The organism is Pontibacter sp. MBLB2868 (assembly GCF_051904785.1).
GTDB lineage: Bacteria > Bacteroidota > Bacteroidia > Cytophagales > Hymenobacteraceae > Pontibacter.
Window position 1 is genome coordinate 126,836 of the sequence record NZ_CP196710.1, and the last position, 24,363, is coordinate 151,198.

Sequence of the window (24,363 nt, forward strand, 5' to 3'; positions counted from 1 at the left end):
AATAAGCGTTACTATGATATGCGTGGAATCGTCTGGTGGAGTGGTAGCGTTTACCAGACGATACCACGTTTGATCGAAGCTTTTCTTTCACTTACCCTATAATCGATTTCGGGCTGTTTGGGGGCTATCGAATCTTGGTAGGATGCTGAATTAAACCATGCATCGAAGTGCTGCCTAAGCTCGTCTAATGGCGTAGTATCGGGTAGTTCGTCCATGCTGGCGTTCGCTGGTGCAACCTTTACAACGTTTACATTCTCCGCATGCTTCAGGTGAGGTGTAATGCCAACGACTGTAGTATAGTATTGGAGCATCAGCCCACGTACTTCGGCTTCATAATCGGAGGGGATCAGCATCGCATCGTGAATGCTATTCGCCCATACCATACCCCCGTATTTGTTCATCAGGTGTGTTAGCACCCCATCAACCACAGCTTTCGTTTCTACTCGCTGCATTTCAATACTTAACTGCTTATAGATATCCTTTCTTACTATTAACAGTTTGTCGGTATACTTCTTCTCAGCGATGATGATCTGGTAGACTGTCGGAAAGAATCTTAAAAACGTGGTGGCTTCGGGTGTATAAAGGCTCTTTTCAGTTTCGCAGTAGAATACCTTTGAAAACATTTCGGTTTTGAAAGATGCGATATCCTCTGGATCGGTGATGCCCAACTCTTGGCACATAAAATAGTACAGCTTACCTGTGCGAACAAGGTCGATATAATGGTGTACATCATCGGGCATTTCGTTAGAGCCTTTGAAGTATTCCAGTATGATTTTAACCAGCGTAAAAGGCTGGCTGTTGGAGCAATCTATCGAAACAATCTGCGTGTCGTGAGCAGTCTTTAAATAAAGGAACTGACGTAGTTCTTTCCACATGTTGGTTAAACAGGTATGTATTCTACGCCCTTTGCCATCCCGTACTGGCAGCCAAAGCATTTCATCTATCGCCCGTATTTGGTAGAGGTAATTATCTCGCATGATGTCGAGCATCTCGTAGTAAGTGAACGGTGGGTATTGAGTTACAATACCTTTTTTGGCTGCTTTGCTTTCTGCCCTTCTGCGCTTTTGATTTTTCTTTTTCAGGCGTTTCAGCAACTTTGGATTCATGACCAGATAGTTTTGCTGATACCACTGTTCCACGTATTGCTCGGCATCAGCTCGGTATATACCCAGATTATTCAAATGAAAGTAGGTATATCTTGTAACATCATCCATACTGGATACTGCTTTCACTTTGGATGCTTTCAGTTTCTGAATGAATACAGTATTGCTGTCAGCCAGTATTCTGTAGTGGCGCACCTGATAGGCTGAAGTTAGTCTGTACCCGTAGCTTTTAATGCCGATAGTGCTATCACGGTCTGTTTCGATGATGCCATGTTTTAAGAGATATCGTTTCACATCCTCCGAATAACGTGATCCCAGAATTTTGTTCATGTACTGGCTATTCATCGGTATGAAATCACCGAGATCATTCTTCTTGTTAAGTATGCTTCGCAGGTATAAAGCATTCAAAAACCAGTGGTATTTATCGACTTGTTTCTGTAAGTACGTAACTGATTTCTTCTCTTTTTTTAGTATTTCTTTTACGTCTACATTGGTTGGTATATAAAATTCTATTTCTTGTGATTTCATCCGATTTATTGTATTTAAATTATATATCTACACGGTGTATGCCTCCACGTAATGTTTATACATTTAAATTTTAGGATGTTTTAAATCTGATATAACTATATTTTATATGTGTTTTGGATGTAAATTCAAATAATCAAGTAAGATGGTAGAAATAGTTAAAACACTCTCTTATGCTACTACACTAATAGGATTTTATATAGGTATATAAAGTAAGTTATACTATATCATTATGTTGTATATTTTTCGATGCTCTGGTATTGCTATAGGAAGCCGATGTTTCTGGATATATACTTTTAAACAAGAAAGAATATGGTTGATGACACAAGCACAGAAAGCATCGGTACGCTCGTAGACGAGTACTATGAAGCACAAGTCTTAACGGGCACGGAGAGTATCCTGAAAAGGGTTGTAGTGAAGCAGGCGATGAAGGATGATACCAGCGAATGGGCGAAGAATAATGTATGGGTGCAAGAAGATATCGCAGCAATTACAGCCTTCAAAATATCACAGGACAGAAAGAATAAGTTGACTGATATATTAAAGTAAGTCCGAGCTTTAGTATGCCATAAAAGAAAAATGGAAGCAGTTTGTGCTTCCATTTTTTGTTGCAGTTTCTTGTTAATGCGATGTAAACATCGCCCTACTAAACTCGTTGGTAGCTGATTAATTCATCGAATCCTTCCCTAACCGAAAGGTGCTTTAGCGTGGAGATAAATCGTTCGATTTCTCTGCTTAGGATAGCTTCGTAATCTGCGCTCATGATGTTAAAGTCTGATGGCAACAGATTGGAGATTGCGTAGTTAATACCAGACAGGATTGTCGGAAAGTCTATAAAATACAGGATGTTATCCTTTATCTCTGCTTCTATGCTGATGTTCCGTGGTCTTCCAGCGTAATTAAAAGTCAGCTCTTTGGTGTTGTAATTACGCTTCAGGCGTTCATACTGCAGATTCAAATCATTGTGGATTTTTTTTGGTATGATGACCTTTATACTATACTGTGTATACTTTACGCCATCTACCTCTAAACCATTATTCTCGATCAGGTATCGGCACGTGGGCTTTATCAAATTTTCAAAATAGACCGAAGCCAGTGTGGATGAAGGAAAGAAATTTATATCCCCATCTACTTGGTGTCTGAAGAATTCCCCAACTTGTTCGATCGCAGCGACAAAGCTATCGTTATCGCCTTCTGAAAACCGAGCTAAACTTATGCCTGTTATGTCCGACAGGATTTTGAGTTCTTTGTCTACCACGAAGGCACACTTGTTTAGACCTAACCTGCCCATGAACAAGCCTAACTCGAAAAGCACGTTATCTCTGGGCTGGAGTACTTCGTTGCCACGATACGTAACCTTATCGTCCTTCGTGCCGAGCAGTAAACCGAAATCAAACCGAAGTGAAGCTTTCAGCAGGTCATTCAAAAAATTCTGGTTGATTTTGAAGACCGCAGTATCCCAAACGTTATCATTCCAGATCACTACATCAAAATCTTTCTCAAGTATAGTCTTTGCGGTTTCTGCTAATCCAGCTTCCTCGGAAGAAGAACCGATGAAAATACGTTTTCTTCTCATAACTTCACGTTGTTCACCAAGTCTAAAAATACTCGCTCCAATTCCACCAGCAATACCTTTAACTCCGTTAGCTTTTCAGGATGGTATCTAAAAATATATTCTCTGCCATCAACGGAGATAACATTATCTGAGTGGTTTTTGTCGGTGCAGATGCTTTTGATCTGGTGATACAGTATAGGTACAAGTTGGTAGAAGGTCTGATTCTGATATTTTTTAACGTCTATATCATAGCATATCGCAGTTATATCGAAGCTGGATAGTTCGATGTCCGTATCAGAACTTGCCTTAAGGTTCTTCAAAAACCGTATCATCTTCTTTAATCGCCCGTTGGTCAGCGCACCTCTCTCGTTGATCCTATTGATGCTTAGGAAAGGGTAATTCTGCGGACCCTGAACGTGTTCCACTTTGTTGTAAACTTGGATGCCACGAAAATCTCCTTTGTCGTTGATAATGGACATGGCATCATCATACCAGTTTGCGACAACCACATCGACCTCTCTGTTAAGGTTTTTGTTTGTGATCTTTATTGCTTTCGGCTTCCCAGTATCGCAGATGCTGTACTGCCCTGATAATGTGTTTTCGCAGTCCAACCGTATGGTTCTCAAATCTTCCAACGTATTGCCACTGTAAGAACTGTTACTAACTTCCTGTTCAAGCTTTTTGATGGAAGTATCTTTGAAACCGTTCCTGCGCTCGGGTGTATTGAGAATGTCGTTAATTTCAGCATAACCGTATTGGTAGAACTTATCGCTGATCGTAAGCAAGTCAATATCGCTATGTCCTCTGATGTGGGTGTTGGTCATCACTGATCCTTGGTAGCGGTATGTTACGTTACGAAGAACACCGCTAAGATGTCTTTTAACAGCTTCTCCTGCATCTTTGCTCTTCTGGGTATATTCGGGTTCTACGCCTTTCATGGCAGTTCTGATGTATACCAAAACATCGCTGTATGATACCGTTGAGATATCGCTTCTGTATGAATATCCGAAAGGAACTTTATCAGGATTAATTCTCCCTTTTATACTTTCGGTAAGCTGGATGTAATTTCTGCTCATAGGATGATGATTGTTGGTGATTGGTTACGGTGCGATAGCAGCTTGAGAACTTATGCGGTGGTTTCTTCAGTAGAGTTAACAGAAAACACTTCGTCTATCTCCTGCATCAGCTTATCGGTTTCGGTAAGCGCAACGATGATCTTCTGGTAGTGTAGAATATCTTCGAAATTTAATTCTCTGCCTTTGCGGTCCTTTAACCATTTCTGCGCTGGCTGGTATCCACCAATATAGAATTCCCATGCGGTCTGTGGCACGTCAGCGAAATACTGCGTGTCGTTGATGTAGACGTTACCGTTTTCATATCGTGGAACGATGGTAGAAATAAGCGTTTGAAGGTCGCTACGGTAGCTGTGTTCTCTGGAGTATCCAGTTTTATATCTGGTGTTGACTATATCAACGTAGGATTGCAAATTCATCTGTTTTCGGAAAGCTATAACTGGAAAACCCTGATTTCACCAATTACAGGGTTTATTATATTAATTACCCGTAATATAATAAGAATTAATGGTAGCAGTTAACCTACGGATATGCGTATGATGAAAAAAGCTAATACTTCTTTCAAAATATCAGCTTCAAATTATAGTTGGGAATTACGCAAATGCTCCCACATTAAATCTTCAATTTTACTCATGTGGTAAGTATCCAATTCTTCTATGACATCCTTCATACCATCGTCATCACCGAATTTCATCTCCAATTCATTGCTCACCTGTAGCAACAGGGCGGATGCGTACCTTACACGCTTTCGGAGATCCTTGATGCGTTGTTCACTGACACCTGAATTATGCTCATGTAGCTTATCGCTGCGCCAATCGAAATCATCTTTGTGTAATATAAACTCTGTCGCTTGGTGGTTTATAGCTTTGAAACCTGCAGCTTCTGCCACCTTTCTGGAGCTTCGGTAATTTTTCTCGCCAGAAGCATTTTGGTTGATAGTGATTCGTTGTTCATCCTTCATTTGAAAGATAAAAGGCAATACAGCTTCTTGTAAAGCAGTGGATAAATAGCCTTTCCCCCGATGTTTGCTTGCTACGTACCAGTGCAGATCAGATCCCATGTTCAGTATCGCAGCGACATATTTCCCTTCTTGGTTTTGAATAAAAAAGAATTCATAAGGAAGCATATGATGATCATCATTCATCATCGGTTTCCGCTCCCAAACCTTCGCTAAATAAACATTTGATGCGATCTGTCTGGTGGAGATACGATCGCAGTTTTTACCATTATTTAGCCAAGAAATGTACTTTGCAATTACTCTGTCGGTCATATTACGATTCAACTTCAAATGCTGAAGCAAATGCTTCAACAAGAAGTTTTAAATCTACTACAAATTGGTAAAGATTAACCTGGTTTAACTGTTTCTCGAAAGTAACCGATCTGGGTATATTATCCCAAAAAATGTACTCGCTGTAAATGTGTTGGATGGCTTTCAGAGAAGGTATAGTTAGCAAATTCCCCAAAACTCTATGGTCAGTCTGGTATCGGTGCGTATTAACCAACTGCATGAAATATACGATGCGCTGGATCGTGTCTTTGTTTAATCCGTGGTTGGTAATCCGTATTATTAGGCTATTTAAATCGAAAACATCCGTTGGTTCAATTACAAGTTTTAACGCTTCTGTAGCCCACGATAAGGTGTCACCTCGGTTCGGTACTTGTAGCGTATCATCACCAATTAATCTGTAGAAGTATTTCGCTGGATCGTGTGATCCTGCAATCAAACCAGTTTTGGTTAGTATGAACTTATCAATATCATCTTCTTTCTCCAGTGCGCATATAGCATAAATGGCTTCGCTACTAAATATAAATTTCAGTAAGCTGATATTATATTCTTCGCAAAGCCATTCAAAATTAGAACTCGCATTCGGTGCTGACATGGGTACAATATAGATAAATGGAATAAACGCTGAAAGTTATTCTTCAGCAGAAACTACTACCGTAACGACATGACTGGTGAGAAGCAAGCAAGCACTGTCATTCAGTGTGTTTATAATGCAAACAACCAGAAAGAGTGTTTCGTCACGAACTGGCTCAGCCCAAGTATCTATAGTGTGTTCTACATGCCATTCTAACCTATATGCGTCCCACACAAAATCATATTCAGTTGAGGGCGAAAGTGGTAGATCGATCAGTTCGATCTTATATGTGTTTTCTTTATTGCGGTAGGTAAAAGCACTTGGTAATTGTCGTTCCGTTCTTATTGGTTGTTTCATTCATCGTATCTTCTTTTTTGTATGTTATTCTTGTTTCCAGAAACAGTTGATTCAAACAACACATATTGTTTTGTTTGAATTTAGCTGAAGTTGTTAAAGCTTTTTACTACCCTCTTGCGCTCGTATACATCGAAAAACGGAAGCTGAATTGTATCGTCTAACTGCGGAATTTCTGTAAAAAGTATTTCTGCTAATTCCACCTTAACGGTATAACTGGTCAGATAAAAGATTTTTCCAAAAAAATCTTTAACTTCATAAGCACAAAGGGTTAGGTCAAGTATATCACATTGATCTGGGCTGACAATCGCATCTATCTCCTCCGAAATTGCTCCTGCAACTTGATCAACATGGCAGAGAATTTCATACTTAGTGCTTATCTCTTCTTCCGATACGAATGTTAAATTGTATCTGGCGATAGCATTCTCGTACTCATATGTTTCATTTACAGCGATAGGTTCGCTTCCAAATATTTTAGTTGTTTTCATCTTTCTTCGGGGTTAATTTTTCCAACATGCTACATAAGTTATTTAAACAATATTGTAGCGTTTGGCTGCGGTTGAGGTAAATCGAATGTTCTTGTTCAAGTAATGATTTGATATACAGTAACTTATGATATGATGCCTCTCTCAGTTTCACACTTTTGTACTTCATAGGTATCTGTGTCTGTTTATTTTTATATATCCAAAACATGGCACTCCCTTGGCACAAAAGCAGAGCTTTTTTATATATAAATGAAAAAAATATGATGATGAAAGTGCTAAAGTACAGCTACTTGCACAGTAGTAAAATGTTGGTGAAGCTGGAAATGGGAGGGAAATACGGGATTTACAACTTACTTGATAATCAGGTGGTGTTGGGTGCGGAGTTTGATTATTTAGAATACCGTGAAGACGATCGGCTGGTAGCAAAAAAAGATGGCGTATACTTCGAGGTGGATAACACTGGCAAAAGGTTAAACCATATAGTTGTACCAGATACCGAATGGATGTTCATCGATAAAAGAGATACATGCATTGGTTGCGGTGGCACTGGCTGTGATGAATGTTATGGTACGGGGGTAGAGTGGAATGATACGCCTTTCGATCTGGATTGAATCCAAATGAAAATTATGAATTCTTTTTTCATTGTTACAATACCAAATATTGTAACACAGTTTCCGAAATGTTGCACATATTGTTTCCCGTAGAAAACAAAAAAGCCCTTAGAATTGCTCTAAGGGCTTTTTAAGTTGTCCGACCAGGGCTCGAACCTGGACTCTTCTGAACCAAAATCAGACGTGTTGCCAGTTACACCATCGGACAATCTTCCTACTAAACGTTGTTGCCGTAGCCCCTTCGTCGTTTGGTGATGCAAAGATAGAGAGACGATTTTAAACTGCAAACAATTGCTCTAAAATTTTTTAGTTTTTTTAATCTAAAATCTGCTCTAGCGCTGTATCGTAGTGCTTTTTAGCACCTTAATGCCTTCCAAAATATTGCCATCTAAGTGCCAGTAGTGGGCCGTTGTTTTACCTAATTGTGTGAAATTCACTCCTTTATTTTGCAAAGCTTTCTCAAAGTCTGCCTGCTGTTCTCTTTCTACCGATACCATTACACCTTTCTGGTAAAAGCCAGAAAGGTAAAAGAGGAACATTAAATTTGATCAATTTAAATGCCCATCCCTTTAAGTTTTCTCTTATTTTCTTATCCAAAAGACCAGGGAGTAGGTTAGTTTGTATTTGCTGTTGCAGGCGGTTGTTACAGTTGGTCTGGCATTTTAAACATAATCAAAAAGTAATCTCTTATGTATGACAAGAGTGCAGCAGAACCATACTCTATAAATGTTCGCAGCTAATGTGCTGCTTTTATATAGAAAATCTCAGGAAATTAATTCATTTTTTATGCACACCTAATGTCACTTGTAGGTATAATGTGCGTAAAGGAAATGGCAATAGTTTTATAATCCGATATATGCCTACCATTATAACTAACCCTGACGTAATTACCACTACGTGTGGTAAACAACTCGATCTTAGTACTACTGAACTCGTGATCGAACGCTCAAACAGCCTCTTTAGCTATAATATACATAAGCTAAAGTCAGGGGAGTATGTGATCTGTGAGAAATTTTACGCTAATCCGTTTAACAACAGGTATATCCTGTTGAATGACGATCAGATAGAGTTGCTCAAAAGTCTATAAGAAGAACAGCCACCCCTCAGAAGGTCTTTTTTAATAGGAGAGGGTGTTTAGCTGCTCACTTTTGCTTTATGCCTGCGCTGGACTTTACTATTTAAAACAACCGGATACCTTCAATAGGAAGATGACAGGTGTGTTCTGTTGAAAGAGGGTAAAACTTTTTGGTGTCTTGTATGGATATAAGAGATTTATCTATTAGTTTTGCACCCTGAAATAACTCCGTAACACTAGTTAATCAATATAATAAAGTCAGATGGCGAATATTGGCAGAATTACCCAGGTTATCGGTCCAGTAGTGGACGTTAGCTTTGCTGGTGAAAACTCTAAGCTACCAAATATCTTGGATGCCCTTCAAGTGACGAAAGACAATGGCCAGGTAGTAATACTGGAGTGTCAGCAGCACCTTGGAGAGGACCGCGTACGTACCATTGCGATGGACTCAACTGAGGGTCTTAGCCGTGGTGTTGATGTAATTGACCTGGAAGGCCCTATTAAAATGCCAACAGGAGAAGGCATTAAAGGTCGTCTTTTCAACGTAATCGGTGAAGCCATTGACGGTATTCCGCAGCCAGTGAGCACTGGTGGTTTGCCAATCCACAGATCTGCTCCTCGTTTTGAGGACCTTGCTACTTCTTCTGAAGTGCTTTATACAGGTATCAAAGTAATTGACCTTATCGAGCCTTATTCTAAAGGCGGTAAGATCGGATTGTTCGGTGGTGCCGGTGTAGGTAAAACCGTATTGATCCAGGAACTGATCAACAACATCGCGAAAGCACACGGTGGTCTTTCTGTATTTGCCGGTGTAGGTGAGCGTACTCGTGAGGGTAACGACTTACTTCGTGAAATGATCGAGGCTGGTATCGTGCGCTATGGTGAGGCTTTCCTTGAGTCTCTGGAGCACGGTGGCTGGGATCTTTCTAAAGTAGACCTGGAAGAACTGAAGGAGTCTAAAGCAACCTTCGTGTTCGGACAGATGAACGAGCCTCCTGGGGCGCGTGCACGTGTGGCGCTTTCTGGTCTTACAATGGCGGAGTACTACCGCGATGGTGAGCCTGGCTCAAGCGATGCTGGTCGTGATATCCTTTTCTTCGTTGATAACATTTTCCGTTTCACTCAGGCAGGTTCTGAGGTGTCGGCCCTTCTTGGTCGTATGCCTTCTGCGGTGGGTTACCAGCCTACGCTGGCAACAGAAATGGGTGCAATGCAGGAGCGTATTACTTCTACAAAGCGTGGTTCAATTACGTCAGTACAGGCTGTTTACGTACCTGCGGATGACTTAACTGACCCTGCTCCAGCGACAACTTTCGCTCACCTGGATGCTACTACAGTACTTTCCCGTAAAATCTCTGAGCTTGGTATCTACCCTGCGGTAGACCCTCTGGATTCTACGTCACGTATCCTTACTCCAGATGTTGTAGGTGATGAGCATTACAATACTGCACAGCGTGTAAAAGAAATTCTGCAGCGTTACAAAGAACTTCAGGATATTATCGCCATCCTTGGTATGGACGAACTTTCTGATGAAGATAAGCTGGTAGTACACAGAGCACGTCGTGTACAGCGTTTCTTGTCTCAGCCGTTCCACGTAGCAGAGCAGTTTACAGGCCTTAAAGGTGTACTTGTTGATATCAAGGACACTATCAAAGGCTTTAACGAGATCATGGACGGTAAGTATGACCACCTTCCTGAAGCAGCCTTCAACCTTGTAGGTACTATCGAAGACGCTGTTGCGAAAGGTGAGAAAATGCTTGCTGAAGCAAAATAGATTTAAATTAGTTTAGAGTTAAGAGTTTAGAGTTGAAAACAGGGTATACCTGCGTTCAACTTTAAACTTTTAACTTTTAACTCTTATCTAAAAGAAATGTATTTAGAGATAATCACACCTGATAAAAAGGTTTTTGCCGGAGAGGTAGTTGCTGCACAGTTCCCGGGAGCCAACGGCTCTTTCGAGGTTCTTGACTCGCACGCCCCGCTTATCAGCACCTTAGATAGAGGCCAGATCCGTGTCACTACCAACAAAGGCCAGGAGTTCTATACTGTTGACGGTGGTGTGGTAGAAGTGCTAAACAACAAGATCATTGTACTTGCAGAGTCTGTGATTGTGTAGTTAATATAAAAACATCAAAAACGCCTTCTGTTCTTAAAAGAGCAGAAGGCGTTTTTGTTTATAACAAGTTAACAGGCCGGGAAAAGGAGGTACTTACATGGCTACCTGCATATCCTGCTCTAAGATATTGAGCTTGTTTAGTATTTCATCTGTTGTCATTACTGTCGCGAACTCTTTGTGCAGACTGGCTAAAGCAGCTGTTACTTTATAAAGTTTGCTTGCTACAAATTATTAGGGTGGAGTAACTTACTAATAAATGAAGATTTTTAGTTTACCCGGTTCTCGAAAGCCAATCTGTTTTCAGAGCTCAACATAATAGTTAACTTAGAGCAAATTTAGAACAGTGCCTTATGTCAAACATCCATCCTAAAACATCGCCGATTTACCAAACCTCTGTGTTCGCTTTCGAAGACCTGAATGCACTGGAGACATACTTTAGTGAGCCTGGGCAGAGCTACATGTACACACGTTACGGTAATCCGAACACTGATGAGCTTGCTGGTAAGATAAATGCACTGGAGCAGGGTGTGGGGGCTGTGGTTACTTCTTCCGGAATGTCGGCTATACTGGCAGCAGCTCTGGCCATTTGTAAAGCCGGGGACCATATACTTTGTGCCGAAGAGATCTATGGTGGTTCATCGGCTTTGCTTAGCCAGGAACTAACGCGCATCGGGATTGAAGTAACGTATGTACCGATGGAAGAGATCTATGATTTAAGGCAGCATGTGCGCCCTGAGACAAAGATGCTTTTAGCTGAAACGATGAGCAACCCACTGATTCAGGTGCTGGATGTGGAGCGATTGGCAAATGCGGCAAAGCAACAAGGTATAAAGCTGGTAATCGATAACACTTTTGCTACTCCCGTACTTACTCAGCCTTTGTTACTGGGCGCTGATTTGGTGATCCACAGCATTACAAAATACATTTCGGGGCATAGCGATGTGACTGCAGGTGTGGTGGTGTGTAGTACAGAGAGCGATTTGCAACGTGTTCTTAAAGTGATGATGACCTATGGCCTTAACCTAAGTCCGTTTGAAGGATGGCTGGCAGCACGCGGGCTGAAGACCCTGCGCCTGCGTATGAAGCAGCACAGCAGCAATGCCCTCACGATCGCAAACTACCTGCAACAGCATCCGAAAGTGGAGAAAGTATGGTATCCGGGTTTGGAGGAGCACCCGCAGCATGAACTGGCAAAGACACAGGGGCGTGGGGCTTTTGGTGGAATGTTAAGTTTTAGAATCAAGGATGAGGCTGAGGCTGTAAATCGTTTCATGAGAGCACTTAAGAACATTCCATTTGCTCCGTCGTTAGCCGGCGTTGACTCTTCGATATCATATCCTGCTGGTACTTCCCATCGATCTTTAAGTAATGAGCTGCGAGAGAAACAAGGTATAACTGCAGGAGTTATCCGGTTCTCTGTAGGCATAGAAGAGGCCGAAGAACTGATCGCTGACCTGGAGCAGGCTTTGGCAGAAGTATAAATTCTTTACGAAAATGAAAATTTACAGGATATTGTTAAACTTCTTCCAAGAGGCTTTTTAACTGCTTCACTACTTTCTCCTGATCTTCTTCTGATAAACTACTGCTACTAGGCAGGCAGAGACCACGATTAAATAATCGCTCGCTTAATCCATCACCGTAGTATAAACTACCGGCAAAAAGTGGTTGCAGATGCATTGGTTTCCAAAGAGGGCGCGTTTCGATGTTTTCTTCTTCTAAGGCAACCCGTACACTTTCAGGCGTATGACCTTCAGGTAAAAGTATGGTGGTAAGCCAGCGGTTAGAAAAGCATTTAGCGGGTTCAGTTAAAAACTCTAATCCTTCGATGTGCCCTAAATGGTTTGTGTAATAGTTAAAAACTTCTCGTCGTTGTTTAACGCGTGTTTCTAATACTTCTATTTGTCCACGACCAATGCCTGCGCTGATATTACTGAGGCGGTAATTATAACCCATTTGGGAATGTTGGTAATATGGGGCGGGCTCTTTGGCAAGGTTGGAAAAGAATCGGGCCTGTTCGGCCAGCGCTGCATCCTCTGTTATTACTGCACCACCGCCAGAAGTGGTAACGATCTTGTTGCCGTTAAATGAGAAAACACCTATGCGTCCAAACGTGCCTACCTGGTGGCCGCTGTACCTGGAGCCCAGTGCTTCTGCAGCATCCTCTACCACTGGTATGTTATACTCATTGGCAATGGCCATGATCTTTTTAAGTTTGGCAGGCATGCCGTATAAGTGCACCAGCAGGATAGCTGCAGGTCTTTTCCCCAGCTTCAGGCGTTCCTCAATTGTTTCCTGCAGGGTATCCGGGCACATATTCCAGGTGTCGGCCTCACTTTCGATAAACACGGGGGTTGCCCCAAGGTACAGGATAGGGTTGGCAGTGGCAACAAAGGTAAAGGTAGAGCAAAGTACTTCGTCTCCGGGGCCAACACCTAATACTCGAAGCGCCAGGTGAATAGCAGCTGTTCCGGAGCTCAGAGCAACTGCATGACGTGCATTGGTGTGCTGGCAGATGTCGTGCTCAAAACCGGGCAGGTTAGGGCCAAAGGTAGATACCCAGTTGTCTTCGATCGCTTTCTGCACATAGTTCTTCTCATGCCCACCCATTTGCGGTACCGATAGGAAAATTCGTCCTGGCCTGTAAATCATGCTATTTTCATTTTTGCTGTCGTACCCCATTTGGTGCAGCTATCCGATATGTTCTCAGTTTAACGGAAGCATTGCCTGTTTGGTACCTGCCTTTTCTGCTTAATTATTATTAACGCTGCCGTTAAAGCTCAATTTACTTAAATTGCTTTTACTTTAATAGCCGTAGCACGTACAAATTTCAGATTTAGTTGCAGCGGTTTAAAGTTTATGATCAATTTTATAGCTTGCAGCTTTAAACTGTCCTACAATACAACATGCTGGATTTCCCTAACGCAAAAATTAACCTGGGCCTCTTTGTAACTGCTAAAAGACCAGATGGCTTTCACGACCTGCAATCCTGCTTTTACCCTGTGCAGTGGACAGACGCCCTTGAAATACTTCCGGCAGAAGCAGACAGTTTCGAAACATCAGGCCTGGCTGTACCAGGTGATCCGGGTTCTAATTTATGTGTAAAAGCATATGAACTTCTGCAAAAGGATTTTGGGCTACCACCCATACAAATGCATTTACATAAGGTGATCCCGATGGGAGCAGGGTTGGGTGGAGGCTCTGCTGATGCTGCTTTTACCCTGCGTATTCTCAATAAGCTGTTTGAGCTTAATTTAAGAGCTGACGCTTTAGAGGACTATGCACGCATTTTGGGCAGTGACTGTGCTTTTTTTGTTCGCAACAAGCCGGTTATTGCAACAGAGCGGGGGGATGTGTTCACTGACGCCGACGTCAATCTGAGGGGTTATACCTGTGTTATTGTGTATCCCGGTATTCATATTACAACAGCTGAAGCCTATTCCAGTATTACCCCAACGCTACCCGATTGCAGCATGGAAATGCTGTTGAAGCAGGATGTAAAAGTTTGGAAATCGGTTCTTAAAAATGATTTTGAGGACGCTTTGTTTCCAAAGTACCCCGAGTTACCACAGATTAAAGAAAAGCTCTATAACGAAGGGGCAGTATATGCTTCTATGACAGGATCAGGCTCTGCCGTGTATGGCTTGTTTAAAGAGGAGCCCGGCGAACTATTCTTCCCCGATCATTACCTTGTCTGGAAAGGCCTGCTTTAACTTCTGGCGGCGCTTATCATAAGCATCCAATACGGGATAAATAAACACGCTTAAAAGGATAATTCCTGCACCTAGATAAAATCCCAAAGACATACGCTCATCTTCTTTGAAGATCAGAAGAGCCAGCAGGATACCATAGATTGGCTCCATGTTTACCGTCAGGTTCATGGTATAAGCCGAAATACGCTGCATCAGGCGAACTGAGGCTGTGTAGGCATATACTGTGCACGCCAGGGCGAGGATAAGCAGGTACACCCAATCCATCGTTGATAAGTTGAAATTCAGCGAGCCGCCTTTTGCAAAATAAATAATGTAGACAGGGAAGAATAAAACCGTTCCCATGCATGCACCTGCCATTTCGTAAGCGGTAATGGTGGTAGAATGGATGCGCTTTGTAAGTTTTGCATTGATAATGGTAAAGATAGAACCCAATAATGCAGAACCAATTGCCATACTTATTCCCAGTACACTATCGAAGCTGGTTTCATTCTGGAATATAATGTACAGACCGAAAATAACCAGTAGCGCGAGTAATATCTCGTGAGGCTTAACCTTTGTTTTGCTAAATAGCGGGTCCAGTAAAGCCGTCCAGAGGCTGCATGTAGCAATGCCCACCAGGCAGATAGATACGGAAGATACCCGTGCGGCAGCAAAGAACAGCATCCAGTGCGCCGCGATAATTACACCTACACCCAACAGCTTTAAAGCCTGCGCTCTACCCATCCAGAAAGGGGTACCTTTTTTGTAGATAATGGCACCGATAGCAACGGCTGTGATGGCCGTGCGCAGAGTAACCAGTTCCACAGCAGGAATGGAGATCAGCTTGCCCAGGATAGCTGTGAAGCCCCACAGGAATACAACGAAATGGAGCTCTATAAAATCTTTAAGACGAGGCATTGTTAACGGGGAACGAAACGGTAAAGCAGGAAACCTATACCCGTGAAAACAAGCGTTGGGATCCAGGCGGCAAATTTGGGATCAATGTCGCCAACCTGTGCCAGGCTCCTGCTGGTGATCACGAAAATTATAAATACAAATGCCAGAAAGAAGCCCAGCGCGATCTGTATGCCCACGCCACCCCGTGCCTTTCTCGCACTTACAATAACACCGATCACGGTAAGGATAATAATGGCAAAAGGGTAGCTGAAGCGCTCATACTTCTCAATAAGGTATGTTTCGGTGTCATCTGCGCCACGGGACACCTTTTCATTAATATACCTGTTCAGTTCGGTAAGTGTTAATGTCTGCTCCAGCTTATAAGTACTCTCAAAATCTTTTGGCGTCAGGTTGAGCGTTGTATCCAGAGCGCTTCCTTTAAAAAGCGTTTCTTTCTCCCCATTAAATGTGCGCAGGGTATAGTTGTCCATGTGCCATTTCTCCTTCTCAGCATCCCAGCGAACGTTGCTGGAGGTAAGTTTGCTTTTCAGGTCTGTTTCGTCAATGGATTCTAAGGCAAAATTATAACCGATGTTGGCTGTATTATTATAGCTCTCCATGTACACGTAAGTTTCCGGGGCCACTTTTACATGGATATTGCGGCTGTCATACGTAAAGGGGTTCTTGGTATATTTTACCTGGAAAGCTACGCTCTTTTTATTGGCATTAGGAATAACCCAGCCAATCAGGCCAAAAATAACGGCACCAATCAGCGTGGAGCCTATCAGGTAGGGCACCAGCAGCCTTCTGAAACTAACCCCGCTACTCAGTATAGCCACAATCTCAGTGTGCGATGCCAGTTTAGCTGTAACAAATACCGTGGCAATAAACACTGTAATAGGGCTAAGCATGTTGGCATAGTAAGGGATCAGGTTCAGGTAATAATCGAACAGAATCTCTCCTATAGCAACGTTGTGCTTGATAAAGTCATCATTCTTTTCAGTAAAGTCGATCACCAGGATAACGGCAACCAGGATCAGCACCGTGAACACGAAAGTGGTCAGGAACTTCTTAAGTATATACTTGTCGAGTAGCTTCAATTTAAATCAGGTATAAATTCAAAATTAGAAGTTAGAAATGAATTGCATATAAGAGAAAATATGTAGCCAATAGCACCGCATAATTTCTAATTATTGAATTATGATTATAACCGCGTCATTAATTTCTTAACCATCACATCTTTCCAGTCCCTAAAAGTTCCGTTTATAATTTGCTGGCGTGCCTGTTTTACCAACCAAAGGTAGAAAGTAAGGTTATGCACGCTGGCAATCTGGCCGGCAAGGTACTCACCGCTATGGATCAGGTGGCGCAGGTATGCTTTGCTATAGAAGGTGCTCACGTAGCCGCCTAACTCGGCGTCGATAGGGCTGAAGTCATCGGCCCATTTTTTATTACGGATATTCACAATACCCTGCGTGGTAAACAGCATGCCATTCCGTGCATTCCGTGTCGGAAGCACACAATCAAACATATCCACTCCCAGGGCAATGTTTTCCAGTATGTTGGCCGGGGTTCCCACCCCCATCAGGTAGCGTGGCTTGTCGGCCGGAAGTATGTCGCAAACCAGTTCGGTCATTTCATACATCATTTCGGCTGGCTCACCTACTGATAAACCACCGATGGCATTCCCTTCACGTCCGAAGCTGGCAATGGTCTCCGCCGACTGAATTCGCAGATCCTTGTAGGTGCTGCCTTGCACAATCGGGAAAAGTGTTTGGTTATAGCCATACTTAGGTTCAGTGCTATCGAAGCGGTTTACGCAGCGTTGTAGCCAGCGATGGGTGCGCTCCATAGAGTACTTGGCATAAGTATGGTCGCAAGGGTAGGGGGTACACTCGTCGAAGGCCATGATAATGTCAGCGCCGATAGTACGCTGTGTATCCATTACATTCTCTGGTGTAAAGTCTAATGCTGACCCATCGATGTGAGATTTAAATTTTACGCCCTCTTCTTTGATCTTACGGGTGCCGGCCAGCGAGAAAACCTGGTAGCCGCCGCTGTCTGTAAGGATGGGCCTGTCCCAGCCGTTGAACTTATGAAGTCCGCCTGCCTGCTCCAGCACACTTAAACCTGGGCGCAGGTATAAGTGATACGTGTTGCCAAGTATGATCTGGGCATTAATATCATTCTTCAGTTCGCGCTGGTGTACTGCTTTAACAGTGCCAGCGGTGCCTACCGGCATAAAAATAGGCGTTTCGATGGCACCGTGATCGGTCTGAACCACCCCGGCACGTGCTTTGGATTGCGCGTCTTTAGCTATTAATGAAAATTGCATAGTTATGGTTGTGGGCGCCTGCCATTTGTGAGGGCGACGCCTGCTGCTGCGGCTGTTAACAAGCTAACCCGCAGCCTGAATTATACTTATGAAAGAACCGGCAAAGATACAAAGAGATGCAGCACAAACCATACTATTTTATTAAATAGGAGTAAGGTTCGGAAATGGCTATTTAATAGCTAATTTTGAGGAGGTAATAGGGCATTGTTTGGTTGCGGAGTAGCTGGCTGACTTGCCTGGCCTGGCAATTTTATATGCCCCTGTAAAACAGATTCGCAATTTAATTACTTATACTTTTGATAATAACTTTACTGTTTGTGCTGCTGGGGCTATGTGTGCTGGTACAGCTTTATTTTGCCCTTTTCTATTTTCTGCCGTTGTCGAAACACACTGATCCGGAAACAGATGTGCAACGACCCGTATCAGTGATCGTTGCGGCTCATGATGAGCAGGATAACCTTTACGAACTGCTTCCGATGCTTTTGGATCAGGATTACCCTGAATTTGAAATATTAGTGGTAAATGATCGTTCTGAAGATGACACCGAGTTTTACCTGCACGAACTGGAAAAGCAGTTTCCGCACTTCAGGGTGGTAACCATTAAGCGGACCCCGGATTACCTGAATTCTAAAAAGTACGCGCTCGCCCTGGGTATCAGGGCGGCAAAGCACGAGCACATGATCTTTACAGATGCTGACTGCAGACCATGCAGCGCTAGTTGGATACAAAAAATCCAAAGTGGTTACAGCAGCGGTGCAGAAGTAGTACTTGGCTACTCTCCTTATGCACAATTAAAAGGTTTTTTAAATCACTTGATCCGATATGAAACCTTGCTCACCGGAATTCAGTATTTGTCTCATGCATACCAAGGTCAGGCTTATATGGGGGTTGGCCGAAACTTATCTTATACCAAAGCGTGTTTCTTTAAGAACAAAGGGTTTGCGTCTCACATTAAAACGATGGGAGGCGACGACGATCTTTTTGTTCGTGATGCCGCTAACAATAGTGAAGTAAGTATTGTTATCAACAAGGAGGCGCAGACCACAAGCATTCCCAAAAAGACGTTTAGGGAGTGGATCATACAAAAACGTAGGCATATGTCCGTCGGAGGACGATATAAAGCGGCAGACAGAAGAAGGATAGGAGCATTTGTAGCATCAAACGTTTTTTTCTACATACTTTTAATAATTCTTCTTGTACTACATAGCCATTTAGCTATATTAGGTGCACTTATAGGAGTAAGATACCTTGTTGTGCTACCGGTATATGTGCTGGCTGCTCGAAGACTCGACGAAAAAGTATCTCTGCCATTGTTGCCTGTGCTCGATATAGTTTACTTTTTTAACTATGTTTTCCTTGGGGTATCTGTATTAATGTATAAACAACTCAGATGGAAGTAAACAAACAATTCTCTGCGAAAGCAAAGCATGATTTTAAACTTATTCAGGCGGCTGTAGAAGAAAACGATGAGAAAGCGTATGCCGAGCTGATGAGCATCTATAAAAAACCTGTTTATCACGTGGTTCTTAAAATGGTGCGTAATGCTGACGATGCAGAGGACTTAACGATAGAGGCTTTTGCCAAAGCATTCCGTAACCTGCATAAGTTTAATCCGGAGTACGCTTTCAGTACCTGGTTATTCCGTATTGCTACTAACAATTGCATCGACTTTATTCGCAAGAACAGGATCAAAACAATGTCGATCGACTCAGCCATCAAAATTGATAATGGCGATGAGATCACAATAGATTTTAAAGATAAGAACCTGAATCCGCAGGAAGAGGCGATTAAGAACCAGAAGATCGAGATCATGCAGTATGTGGTTGCCAAGTTGCCGGAGAAGTACCAGCGTCTTGTAACGTTGCGCTATTTCAATGAGCTTAGCTACGAAGAAATTGCTACAGAACTTAATGCTCCGCTTGGTACTGTAAAAGCCCAGTTACACCGTGCACGCGAATTGCTTTATGATATGGTAAAGAATAAGAAACACCTTATTTAGTAACTTAGAATTTTGATTACGTTTTAAAGCCCTTGTTGCCTTCGTGCAGCAGGGGCTTTTTACTTTTACGCTATATCACAATCAAATTTCATACTTTTGTAAAAGCACTATTAATCTAAGGCATTTGCAATGGGTGGATCTATACTTTCTGTTTTAGGGAGGGCCTACATGTACCTCCGTTACAGAGATGAACGCAAAGTGCAGCATGAACTAGTCCGGAAGTACGAAGGGCAGTTCAGAAATGCCGGGACTGTACTGTTAGCTGATATCTTTATGGCTGTGGCCGTAGTAGCTGTAGTAAGCATGCTTGCCGCGCTGTTATACTGGATACTGGCATAACTTTCTAAATTTCATATTCATACTTTATTTTCATAAAACACATGGCTCATTCAACGGTTATCCGCACCTTACTTTCCGGTTATTTTCCGGAGTTAACCGATGATCAACTTCAGAAGTACGAGCGGATGGCAGAACTTTACCAGGAGTGGAACCAGAAGATAAACGTTATCTCGCGCAAGGATATGGATATGATCGGGGTGCATCATATTTTACATTCTCTGGGCATTGCCAAAGTGGTACAGTTTCCGGATCATACTTCGGTAATGGATGTTGGAACCGGGGGAGGCTTGCCGGGCTTGCCGCTGGCTGTTATGTTTCCGGAGGTTAAATTTCATCTCGTGGACTCCATTGGCAAGAAGATACATGTAGTTAATGAGATAGCCAGGGAACTGCACCTGCAAAATGTTACCGCCAGCCACACCCGTGCCGAGCAGGTACGCGACAAGTATGATTTTATTGTAAGCCGCGCAGTAACCCGGCTCGCTAATTTCTGGCCCTGGGTCATGAACAGCTTCAAAAAAACAGGCTTGGCCACCGAAGGCTTGTACTACTTAAAAGGAGGGGAATTGTCTGAGGAGATTGCAGAATCCGGGCTGATCACAAAAACGTACGACCTGGCCAGTTATTTTAATGAAGACTTCTTTGAAACAAAGAAGGTCGTGTACGTGCCATTAAAGTAAAACAAGCCTTAATTACCCCCTAGCAGAAACCTTACAGCACGGGCTTCGGAGTAGTAGTTGTCTTTACGGAAATCTTCTGTAAAGCCCACATGGCCGCCATCATCCGGCATTTCAAGGTAAAAGTATGGGTTCTGCTTTGCCTCCAGCACAGGGTAGCACATTTTGCCCAGGAACGGGTCATTCTTGGCGTTCACAAGCAGCGTTGGCACTTGTATGCTCTTCAGGAACTGCTTAGAGCTGACACGGGCATAGTAGTCATCTGCGTTCTTGAACCCGTGCAGTGGTGCTGTGTAGCGGTCGTCAAACTGCGGAAACGACCATAGAACACTATAATCTGTAAGGTCAACAGCTTCCGGGTACATCTGCCTTTTCTGCTCCAGTTTCTCGCCCAGGCTTTTAAGAAACCGTTGCGTATAGATCTTCGAGATTTGCTTGGCAGAAGATTTTATGTCGACAGGCACAGAGAACACTGTTGCTCTTTTTACCTCCTTAGGAACCAGCTCAGGAGTTTCTCCCAGGTATTTCAGACTTATATTGCCGCCAGCGCTAAAGCCTACCAGGTAGACGCTATCGTAGTGACCGGTTTTCAGTGCATGCCGCACTACAAGGTCCAGGTCGTCTGAAGCGCCCAGGTGGTAAGACCGGAGTAGTTTATTGGGCTCACCGCTGCAACTGCGGTAGTTCCATGCCAGGGCGTCAATTCCGTGGCTATTAAAAACTTTTACCATGCCTTGTATATAAGGCCGGCCCGAATCGCCTTCCAGGCCATGGGAGAGAACAATAAGTTCATTGGAACCTACCCGTGACCAATCTAAGTCTATGAAATCATCGTCGGGTGTAAACAAGCGCTCACGCTCATATAAGACTCCCTCTACCGTTCTGAACAGCCCTGGTACTATTGTTTGCAGATGGCCATTAAAAAGGTAAAAAGGTGCTTTGTGTTTTGAAGAAACAACAGGCATTTTTTGTAAGTTATACAGCTACTGTTATATGTTGTTTTATACGTAATCCGTTCTAAATTTAGCCATTCTACCCGGCTTATATATCAATATTTGTTTTTTTACGTACTCACACCAATAACTAATCATTTATATAACTATGAAAATTCAATCAAAGTTTAAAACTATAGGTCTGGCTCTGGCAGTTGGTTTTTTCAGCTACGGATGCTCGCAGGAAGCACAGAATGAGACAAATGAAGTAGTAGATGAAACGCAGGCAGAACTTAGTGACGCAAATGTAGAAGCAAACCGCGAATTTGACGATTTTGCATTGTGGGTAAACACCAACACAGAACGTGCAGAAACTGTTACAGCTGATGAATACCGCGAAATGCGTGCTGAATACAATCGCAGAGAAGCTGAGCTTGAAGCCGAGAGTAGTACCTGGGACGACGAAACTAAAAGAGAGTGGGAAGAAACGAAATCAGAGTGGAACGACTTCGAGAATAAAGTACAGCAGAGACTCGGAAACATTGATGATGTTGATGTGGACGTTGATGTAGAGAAGAACAACCAGTAAAAAATTACATTCTTATAAAAAAGGCCGCTTCGGGTTAACCCGAAGCGGCCTTTTTATGCTCTTCTGATCCGCTTGCAGCTTAGAATTGGGGCATACTAAAATTATGTGCAAGTAAATTATAGGATTAAATAGCATCATTACGCCGTAATTAGTATGTTTGTATTTCTAAGGCAAAAGTTTTTTAGAGTGGTGCTTTGGAATTTAATAGTAAAGGGTATACCTTTGCAAACCCATTTAACAACGGATTAAAGGAATTAATTATCATAAAATAATATGGCTAACCACAAGTCGGCATTAAAGAGAATCAGAGCGAATAACGCTAAACGTCTTCGTAACAGATATCAAGCAAAAACTACTCGTACTTTCATCAAGAAATTGGAGAATACAACTGATCAAGCCGAGGCGCAAGAGCTTTACAAGACAGTTTCTTCTATGCTTGACCGTCTGGCTAAGAAAAATATCATCCACAAAAACAAAGCAGCTAACAACAAGTCAAGACTGGCTAAGTTTGTTAACGGTTTAGCAGCGTAATTTGCTGGAAAAATTTGCTTAGAGCCTTACACCCTCCGTGTAAGGCTTTTTGTGCTTATATGCGGTTCTGATTGCTTATGGTGCATGTGGTGGAAATAATGTAAAATATAAAAGGTGAGCCCCGCACAAGTAAATCTTGTGCGGGGCTCACCTTTTATTAAACGTATCGCTTTGCAGCTGGCTTTTAGAGCCTAGGCAACGCTGATCTTTATCATGTTGGTACGCTTTTGCTCGTACATTGGCATACTGGCGGTGTTAATGAACACATCACCCTTCTGGATGTAATCGCCTTTCAGTAGCTCATCTTTGATGTCTGCAATAGTGGCATCCGTTGACTCAAACTTATTATAATGGAAGCCTCTAACACCCCAAACCAGGTTAAGTGTAGTAAGCAGGTTTTCGTTTTCAGTGAAAATAAAGATATCTGACTTTGGTCGATGCTTTGCTAACTGGAAAGCAGTATAACCTGATTTAGTCATACCTATGATAGCCTTCGCGTTTGTGTCTCTGGCCAGGTTGCAGGCATTTGCCACAAGGCTGTCGCTGAAAAATGTTTCAGAGTGCGGGTTCAGGATATAAGACTTATTGAAAATATCAGAGTGCGTTTCAACCGTTTTAATAGTAAGGCTCATGCTTCGGATAGTTTCGATAGGATAAGCACCTACGGCAGTCTCAGCACTTAGCATCAGGCAGTCGGCACCATCGATCACGGCATTGGCAATGTCATTTGTCTCGGCACGTGTAGGGCGCGGATTTTCAATCATGCTTTCCATCATCTGGGTGGCGATGATCACAGGTTTAGCTGCTTTGTTTGCTTTTTCAACCAGCATCTTCTGGATCATAGGCACTTTTTCCATGCCTACTTCAACACCAAGGTCACCGCGGGCAACCATTAGGGCATCGGCAGCCTGAATGATTTCATCAATGTTTTTGATGGCCTCAGGCTTTTCTATTTTGGCGATAACACGTGTGTCTTTGCCACGTTCTTTAATAATGCGCTGTACTTCCTGTATGTCTTCCACGCGACGCACAAAAGATAGCGCTACCCACTCTACATCATTATCTAATCCGAACTGCAGGTCGCGCAGATCCTTTTCAGTTAAAGAAGGTGCTGAAACAGGGGTGTCAGGAAGGTTAATGCCTTTACGCGGCTTTACAACACCACCATACTTTACTCTTGCTTCAATGGCACAGTCTTTATCAGTAGATACTACTATTAGCTCCAGCTTGCCATCGTCAAGCAGAATTGAATCTCCGATGTTAACATCTTTCGCCAGTTCTGTATAGCTTGTTGCAAGGTGATCGGAGTTACTTATTGATCCGTCACAAAGTAGCTTTACAATCTGTCCCTCTTTTATTTCTACACCACCATTTTCCACTTCACCCACTCTGATCTTAGGTCCTTGCAAATCCTGTACAAGGCAAACGGAGGTGCCGTGCTGGCGATTTAATTCACGCACATGGTTAATAACTTCCTTGTGTGCTGCGTATTCGCCGTGCGAGAAGTTCAATCTGAAGGCATCTACTCCTTCTTCTACCAATGCCAGTAATCTATCGTATGAATTGCTGGCTGGGCCAACGGTGGCAAGAATTTTAGTTTTATTGAAAGAAATGTTCAT

At 42.8% G+C, this 24,363-nt stretch carries 28 protein-coding genes and 1 tRNA gene; 13 read left to right on the forward strand and 16 right to left on the reverse strand.

Annotated features, from left to right (window positions below; translation table 11 throughout):
* Positions 1-50: 50 nt before the first annotated feature.
* The gene (locus ACSX1A_RS00555) at positions 51-1,631 is read right to left on the reverse strand and encodes a hypothetical protein (protein ID WP_439881653.1); all 1,581 of its coding nucleotides are present in this window, start codon (positions 1,629-1,631) and stop codon (positions 51-53) included.
* Positions 1,632-1,940: 309 nt separating this feature from the next.
* On the opposite strand from ACSX1A_RS00555, the gene ACSX1A_RS00560 reads away from it, so the two are divergent.
* Positions 1,941-2,177, forward strand: a complete 237-nt coding sequence (locus ACSX1A_RS00560; protein ID WP_439881654.1) for a hypothetical protein — start codon at positions 1,941-1,943, stop codon at positions 2,175-2,177.
* A 97-nt stretch (positions 2,178-2,274) separates the two neighbouring features.
* On the opposite strand, the gene cap12 is transcribed toward ACSX1A_RS00560, so the two are convergent.
* The 7 genes from cap12 to ACSX1A_RS00595 form a co-directional block, all read right to left on the reverse strand.
* A complete protein-coding gene (gene cap12 / locus ACSX1A_RS00565) occupies positions 2,275-3,204 on the reverse strand; it encodes a CBASS system CD-NTase-associated NAD(+) hydrolase Cap12 (protein WP_439881655.1) in 930 nt (309 codons plus the stop codon).
* Positions 3,201-4,259 (reverse strand): nucleotidyltransferase domain-containing protein, encoded by a 1,059-nt coding sequence (locus ACSX1A_RS00570; RefSeq protein ID WP_439881656.1) that lies wholly within the window; start codon positions 4,257-4,259, stop codon positions 3,201-3,203. The genes cap12 and ACSX1A_RS00570 overlap by 4 nt, the downstream gene beginning before the upstream one ends.
* A 50-nt stretch (positions 4,260-4,309) precedes the next feature.
* Positions 4,310-4,675 (reverse strand): type ISP restriction/modification enzyme, encoded by a 366-nt coding sequence (locus tag ACSX1A_RS00575; RefSeq protein WP_439881657.1) that lies wholly within the window; start codon positions 4,673-4,675, stop codon positions 4,310-4,312.
* 161 nt (positions 4,676-4,836) lie between these two features.
* Positions 4,837-5,526 carry a GNAT family N-acetyltransferase gene (locus tag ACSX1A_RS00580; RefSeq protein WP_439881658.1) on the reverse strand — a complete coding sequence of 230 codons (690 nt, stop codon included), beginning with the start codon at positions 5,524-5,526 and terminating at the stop codon, positions 4,837-4,839.
* A gap of 1 nt (position 5,527) precedes the next feature.
* Positions 5,528-6,136 carry a hypothetical protein gene (locus tag ACSX1A_RS00585; protein WP_439881659.1) on the reverse strand — a complete coding sequence of 203 codons (609 nt, stop codon included), beginning with the start codon at positions 6,134-6,136 and terminating at the stop codon, positions 5,528-5,530.
* Between the two features lie 36 nt (positions 6,137-6,172).
* Positions 6,173-6,472 carry a hypothetical protein gene (locus ACSX1A_RS00590; RefSeq protein WP_439881660.1) on the reverse strand — a complete coding sequence of 100 codons (300 nt, stop codon included), beginning with the start codon at positions 6,470-6,472 and terminating at the stop codon, positions 6,173-6,175.
* A gap of 80 nt (positions 6,473-6,552) precedes the next feature.
* The gene (locus ACSX1A_RS00595) at positions 6,553-6,957 is read right to left on the reverse strand and encodes a hypothetical protein (protein ID WP_439881661.1); all 405 of its coding nucleotides are present in this window, start codon (positions 6,955-6,957) and stop codon (positions 6,553-6,555) included.
* Between the two features lie 287 nt (positions 6,958-7,244).
* Here ACSX1A_RS00595 and ACSX1A_RS00600 point away from each other — a divergent pair, with 287 nt between their 5' ends.
* On the forward strand, positions 7,245-7,565 hold the full coding sequence (locus ACSX1A_RS00600; RefSeq protein ID WP_439881662.1) for a hypothetical protein: 321 nt from the start codon (positions 7,245-7,247) through the stop codon (positions 7,563-7,565).
* Positions 7,566-7,700: 135 nt separating this feature from the next.
* Here ACSX1A_RS00600 and ACSX1A_RS00605 read toward each other — a convergent pair.
* Both ACSX1A_RS00605 and ACSX1A_RS00610 read right to left on the reverse strand, forming a co-directional pair.
* Positions 7,701-7,773, reverse strand: a tRNA-Gln gene (locus ACSX1A_RS00605).
* Between the two features lie 124 nt (positions 7,774-7,897).
* A complete protein-coding gene (locus ACSX1A_RS00610; RefSeq protein WP_439881663.1) occupies positions 7,898-8,104 on the reverse strand; it encodes a hypothetical protein in 207 nt (68 codons plus the stop codon).
* A gap of 317 nt (positions 8,105-8,421) precedes the next feature.
* Here ACSX1A_RS00610 and ACSX1A_RS00615 point away from each other — a divergent pair, with 317 nt between their 5' ends.
* From ACSX1A_RS00615 to ACSX1A_RS00630, 4 genes are all read left to right on the forward strand, one after another.
* On the forward strand, positions 8,422-8,652 hold the full coding sequence (locus tag ACSX1A_RS00615; RefSeq protein WP_439881664.1) for a hypothetical protein: 231 nt from the start codon (positions 8,422-8,424) through the stop codon (positions 8,650-8,652).
* A gap of 250 nt (positions 8,653-8,902) precedes the next feature.
* Positions 8,903-10,414 (forward strand): F0F1 ATP synthase subunit beta, encoded by a 1,512-nt coding sequence (atpD, locus tag ACSX1A_RS00620; RefSeq protein WP_439881665.1) that lies wholly within the window; start codon positions 8,903-8,905, stop codon positions 10,412-10,414.
* A 96-nt stretch (positions 10,415-10,510) separates the two neighbouring features.
* Positions 10,511-10,756, forward strand: coding sequence for an ATP synthase F1 subunit epsilon (gene atpC / locus ACSX1A_RS00625; RefSeq protein ID WP_439881666.1), 246 nt, complete (start codon positions 10,511-10,513; stop codon positions 10,754-10,756).
* Positions 10,757-11,106: 350 nt separating this feature from the next.
* The gene (locus tag ACSX1A_RS00630) at positions 11,107-12,237 is read left to right on the forward strand and encodes a trans-sulfuration enzyme family protein (protein WP_439881667.1); all 1,131 of its coding nucleotides are present in this window, start codon (positions 11,107-11,109) and stop codon (positions 12,235-12,237) included.
* A 34-nt stretch (positions 12,238-12,271) separates the two neighbouring features.
* On the opposite strand, the gene ACSX1A_RS00635 is transcribed toward ACSX1A_RS00630, so the two are convergent.
* On the reverse strand, positions 12,272-13,405 hold the full coding sequence (locus ACSX1A_RS00635) for an aminotransferase class I/II-fold pyridoxal phosphate-dependent enzyme (protein ID WP_439881668.1): 1,134 nt from the start codon (positions 13,403-13,405) through the stop codon (positions 12,272-12,274).
* A 254-nt stretch (positions 13,406-13,659) separates the two neighbouring features.
* Between ACSX1A_RS00635 and ispE the strand changes: the two genes are divergently transcribed.
* Positions 13,660-14,466 carry a 4-(cytidine 5'-diphospho)-2-C-methyl-D-erythritol kinase gene (gene ispE / locus ACSX1A_RS00640; RefSeq protein ID WP_439881669.1) on the forward strand — a complete coding sequence of 269 codons (807 nt, stop codon included), beginning with the start codon at positions 13,660-13,662 and terminating at the stop codon, positions 14,464-14,466.
* Here the strand turns inward: ispE and ACSX1A_RS00645 are convergent.
* The 3 genes from ACSX1A_RS00645 to tgt form a co-directional block, all read right to left on the reverse strand.
* Positions 14,422-15,363, reverse strand: a complete 942-nt coding sequence (locus ACSX1A_RS00645) for a DMT family transporter (RefSeq protein ID WP_439881670.1) — start codon at positions 15,361-15,363, stop codon at positions 14,422-14,424. The two genes, ispE and ACSX1A_RS00645, sit on opposite strands and share 45 nt — an antisense overlap.
* 2 nt (positions 15,364-15,365) lie before the next feature.
* On the reverse strand, positions 15,366-16,442 hold the full coding sequence (locus ACSX1A_RS00650) for an LptF/LptG family permease (protein WP_439881671.1): 1,077 nt from the start codon (positions 16,440-16,442) through the stop codon (positions 15,366-15,368).
* A gap of 104 nt (positions 16,443-16,546) precedes the next feature.
* Positions 16,547-17,677, reverse strand: a complete 1,131-nt coding sequence (gene tgt, locus ACSX1A_RS00655; protein WP_439881672.1) for a tRNA guanosine(34) transglycosylase Tgt — start codon at positions 17,675-17,677, stop codon at positions 16,547-16,549.
* 296 nt (positions 17,678-17,973) lie between these two features.
* Here tgt and ACSX1A_RS00660 point away from each other — a divergent pair, with 296 nt between their 5' ends.
* The 4 genes from ACSX1A_RS00660 to rsmG all read left to right on the forward strand — a co-directional run bounded on the left by ACSX1A_RS00660 (position 17,974) and on the right by rsmG (position 20,695).
* Positions 17,974-19,077: a glycosyltransferase gene (locus ACSX1A_RS00660; RefSeq protein ID WP_439881673.1), complete on the forward strand. Its 1,104-nt coding sequence runs from the start codon at positions 17,974-17,976 to the stop codon at positions 19,075-19,077.
* Positions 19,068-19,676, forward strand: a complete 609-nt coding sequence (locus ACSX1A_RS00665; protein WP_007659731.1) for an RNA polymerase sigma factor — start codon at positions 19,068-19,070, stop codon at positions 19,674-19,676. Before ACSX1A_RS00660 ends, ACSX1A_RS00665 begins: the two co-directional genes overlap by 10 nt.
* 129 nt (positions 19,677-19,805) lie before the next feature.
* A complete protein-coding gene (locus ACSX1A_RS00670) occupies positions 19,806-20,015 on the forward strand; it encodes a hypothetical protein (protein WP_439881674.1) in 210 nt (69 codons plus the stop codon).
* 41 nt (positions 20,016-20,056) lie between these two features.
* Positions 20,057-20,695: a 16S rRNA (guanine(527)-N(7))-methyltransferase RsmG gene (rsmG, locus tag ACSX1A_RS00675; RefSeq protein ID WP_439881675.1), complete on the forward strand. Its 639-nt coding sequence runs from the start codon at positions 20,057-20,059 to the stop codon at positions 20,693-20,695.
* 8 nt (positions 20,696-20,703) lie between these two features.
* Here the strand turns inward: rsmG and ACSX1A_RS00680 are convergent, their stop codons facing one another.
* Entirely contained in the window at positions 20,704-21,657 is a 954-nt protein-coding gene (locus ACSX1A_RS00680) for a YheT family hydrolase (RefSeq protein ID WP_439881676.1), read from the reverse strand.
* 136 nt (positions 21,658-21,793) lie between these two features.
* Between ACSX1A_RS00680 and ACSX1A_RS00685 the strand changes: the two genes are divergently transcribed.
* Both ACSX1A_RS00685 and rpsT read left to right on the forward strand, forming a co-directional pair.
* Positions 21,794-22,213 carry a hypothetical protein gene (locus tag ACSX1A_RS00685; RefSeq protein WP_439881677.1) on the forward strand — a complete coding sequence of 140 codons (420 nt, stop codon included), beginning with the start codon at positions 21,794-21,796 and terminating at the stop codon, positions 22,211-22,213.
* Positions 22,214-22,486: 273 nt separating this feature from the next.
* On the forward strand, positions 22,487-22,744 hold the full coding sequence (gene rpsT, locus ACSX1A_RS00690) for a 30S ribosomal protein S20 (protein WP_439881678.1): 258 nt from the start codon (positions 22,487-22,489) through the stop codon (positions 22,742-22,744).
* A 191-nt stretch (positions 22,745-22,935) separates the two neighbouring features.
* On the opposite strand, the gene pyk is transcribed toward rpsT, so the two are convergent.
* Positions 22,936-24,363: a pyruvate kinase gene (gene pyk, locus ACSX1A_RS00695; protein ID WP_439881679.1), complete on the reverse strand. Its 1,428-nt coding sequence runs from the start codon at positions 24,361-24,363 to the stop codon at positions 22,936-22,938.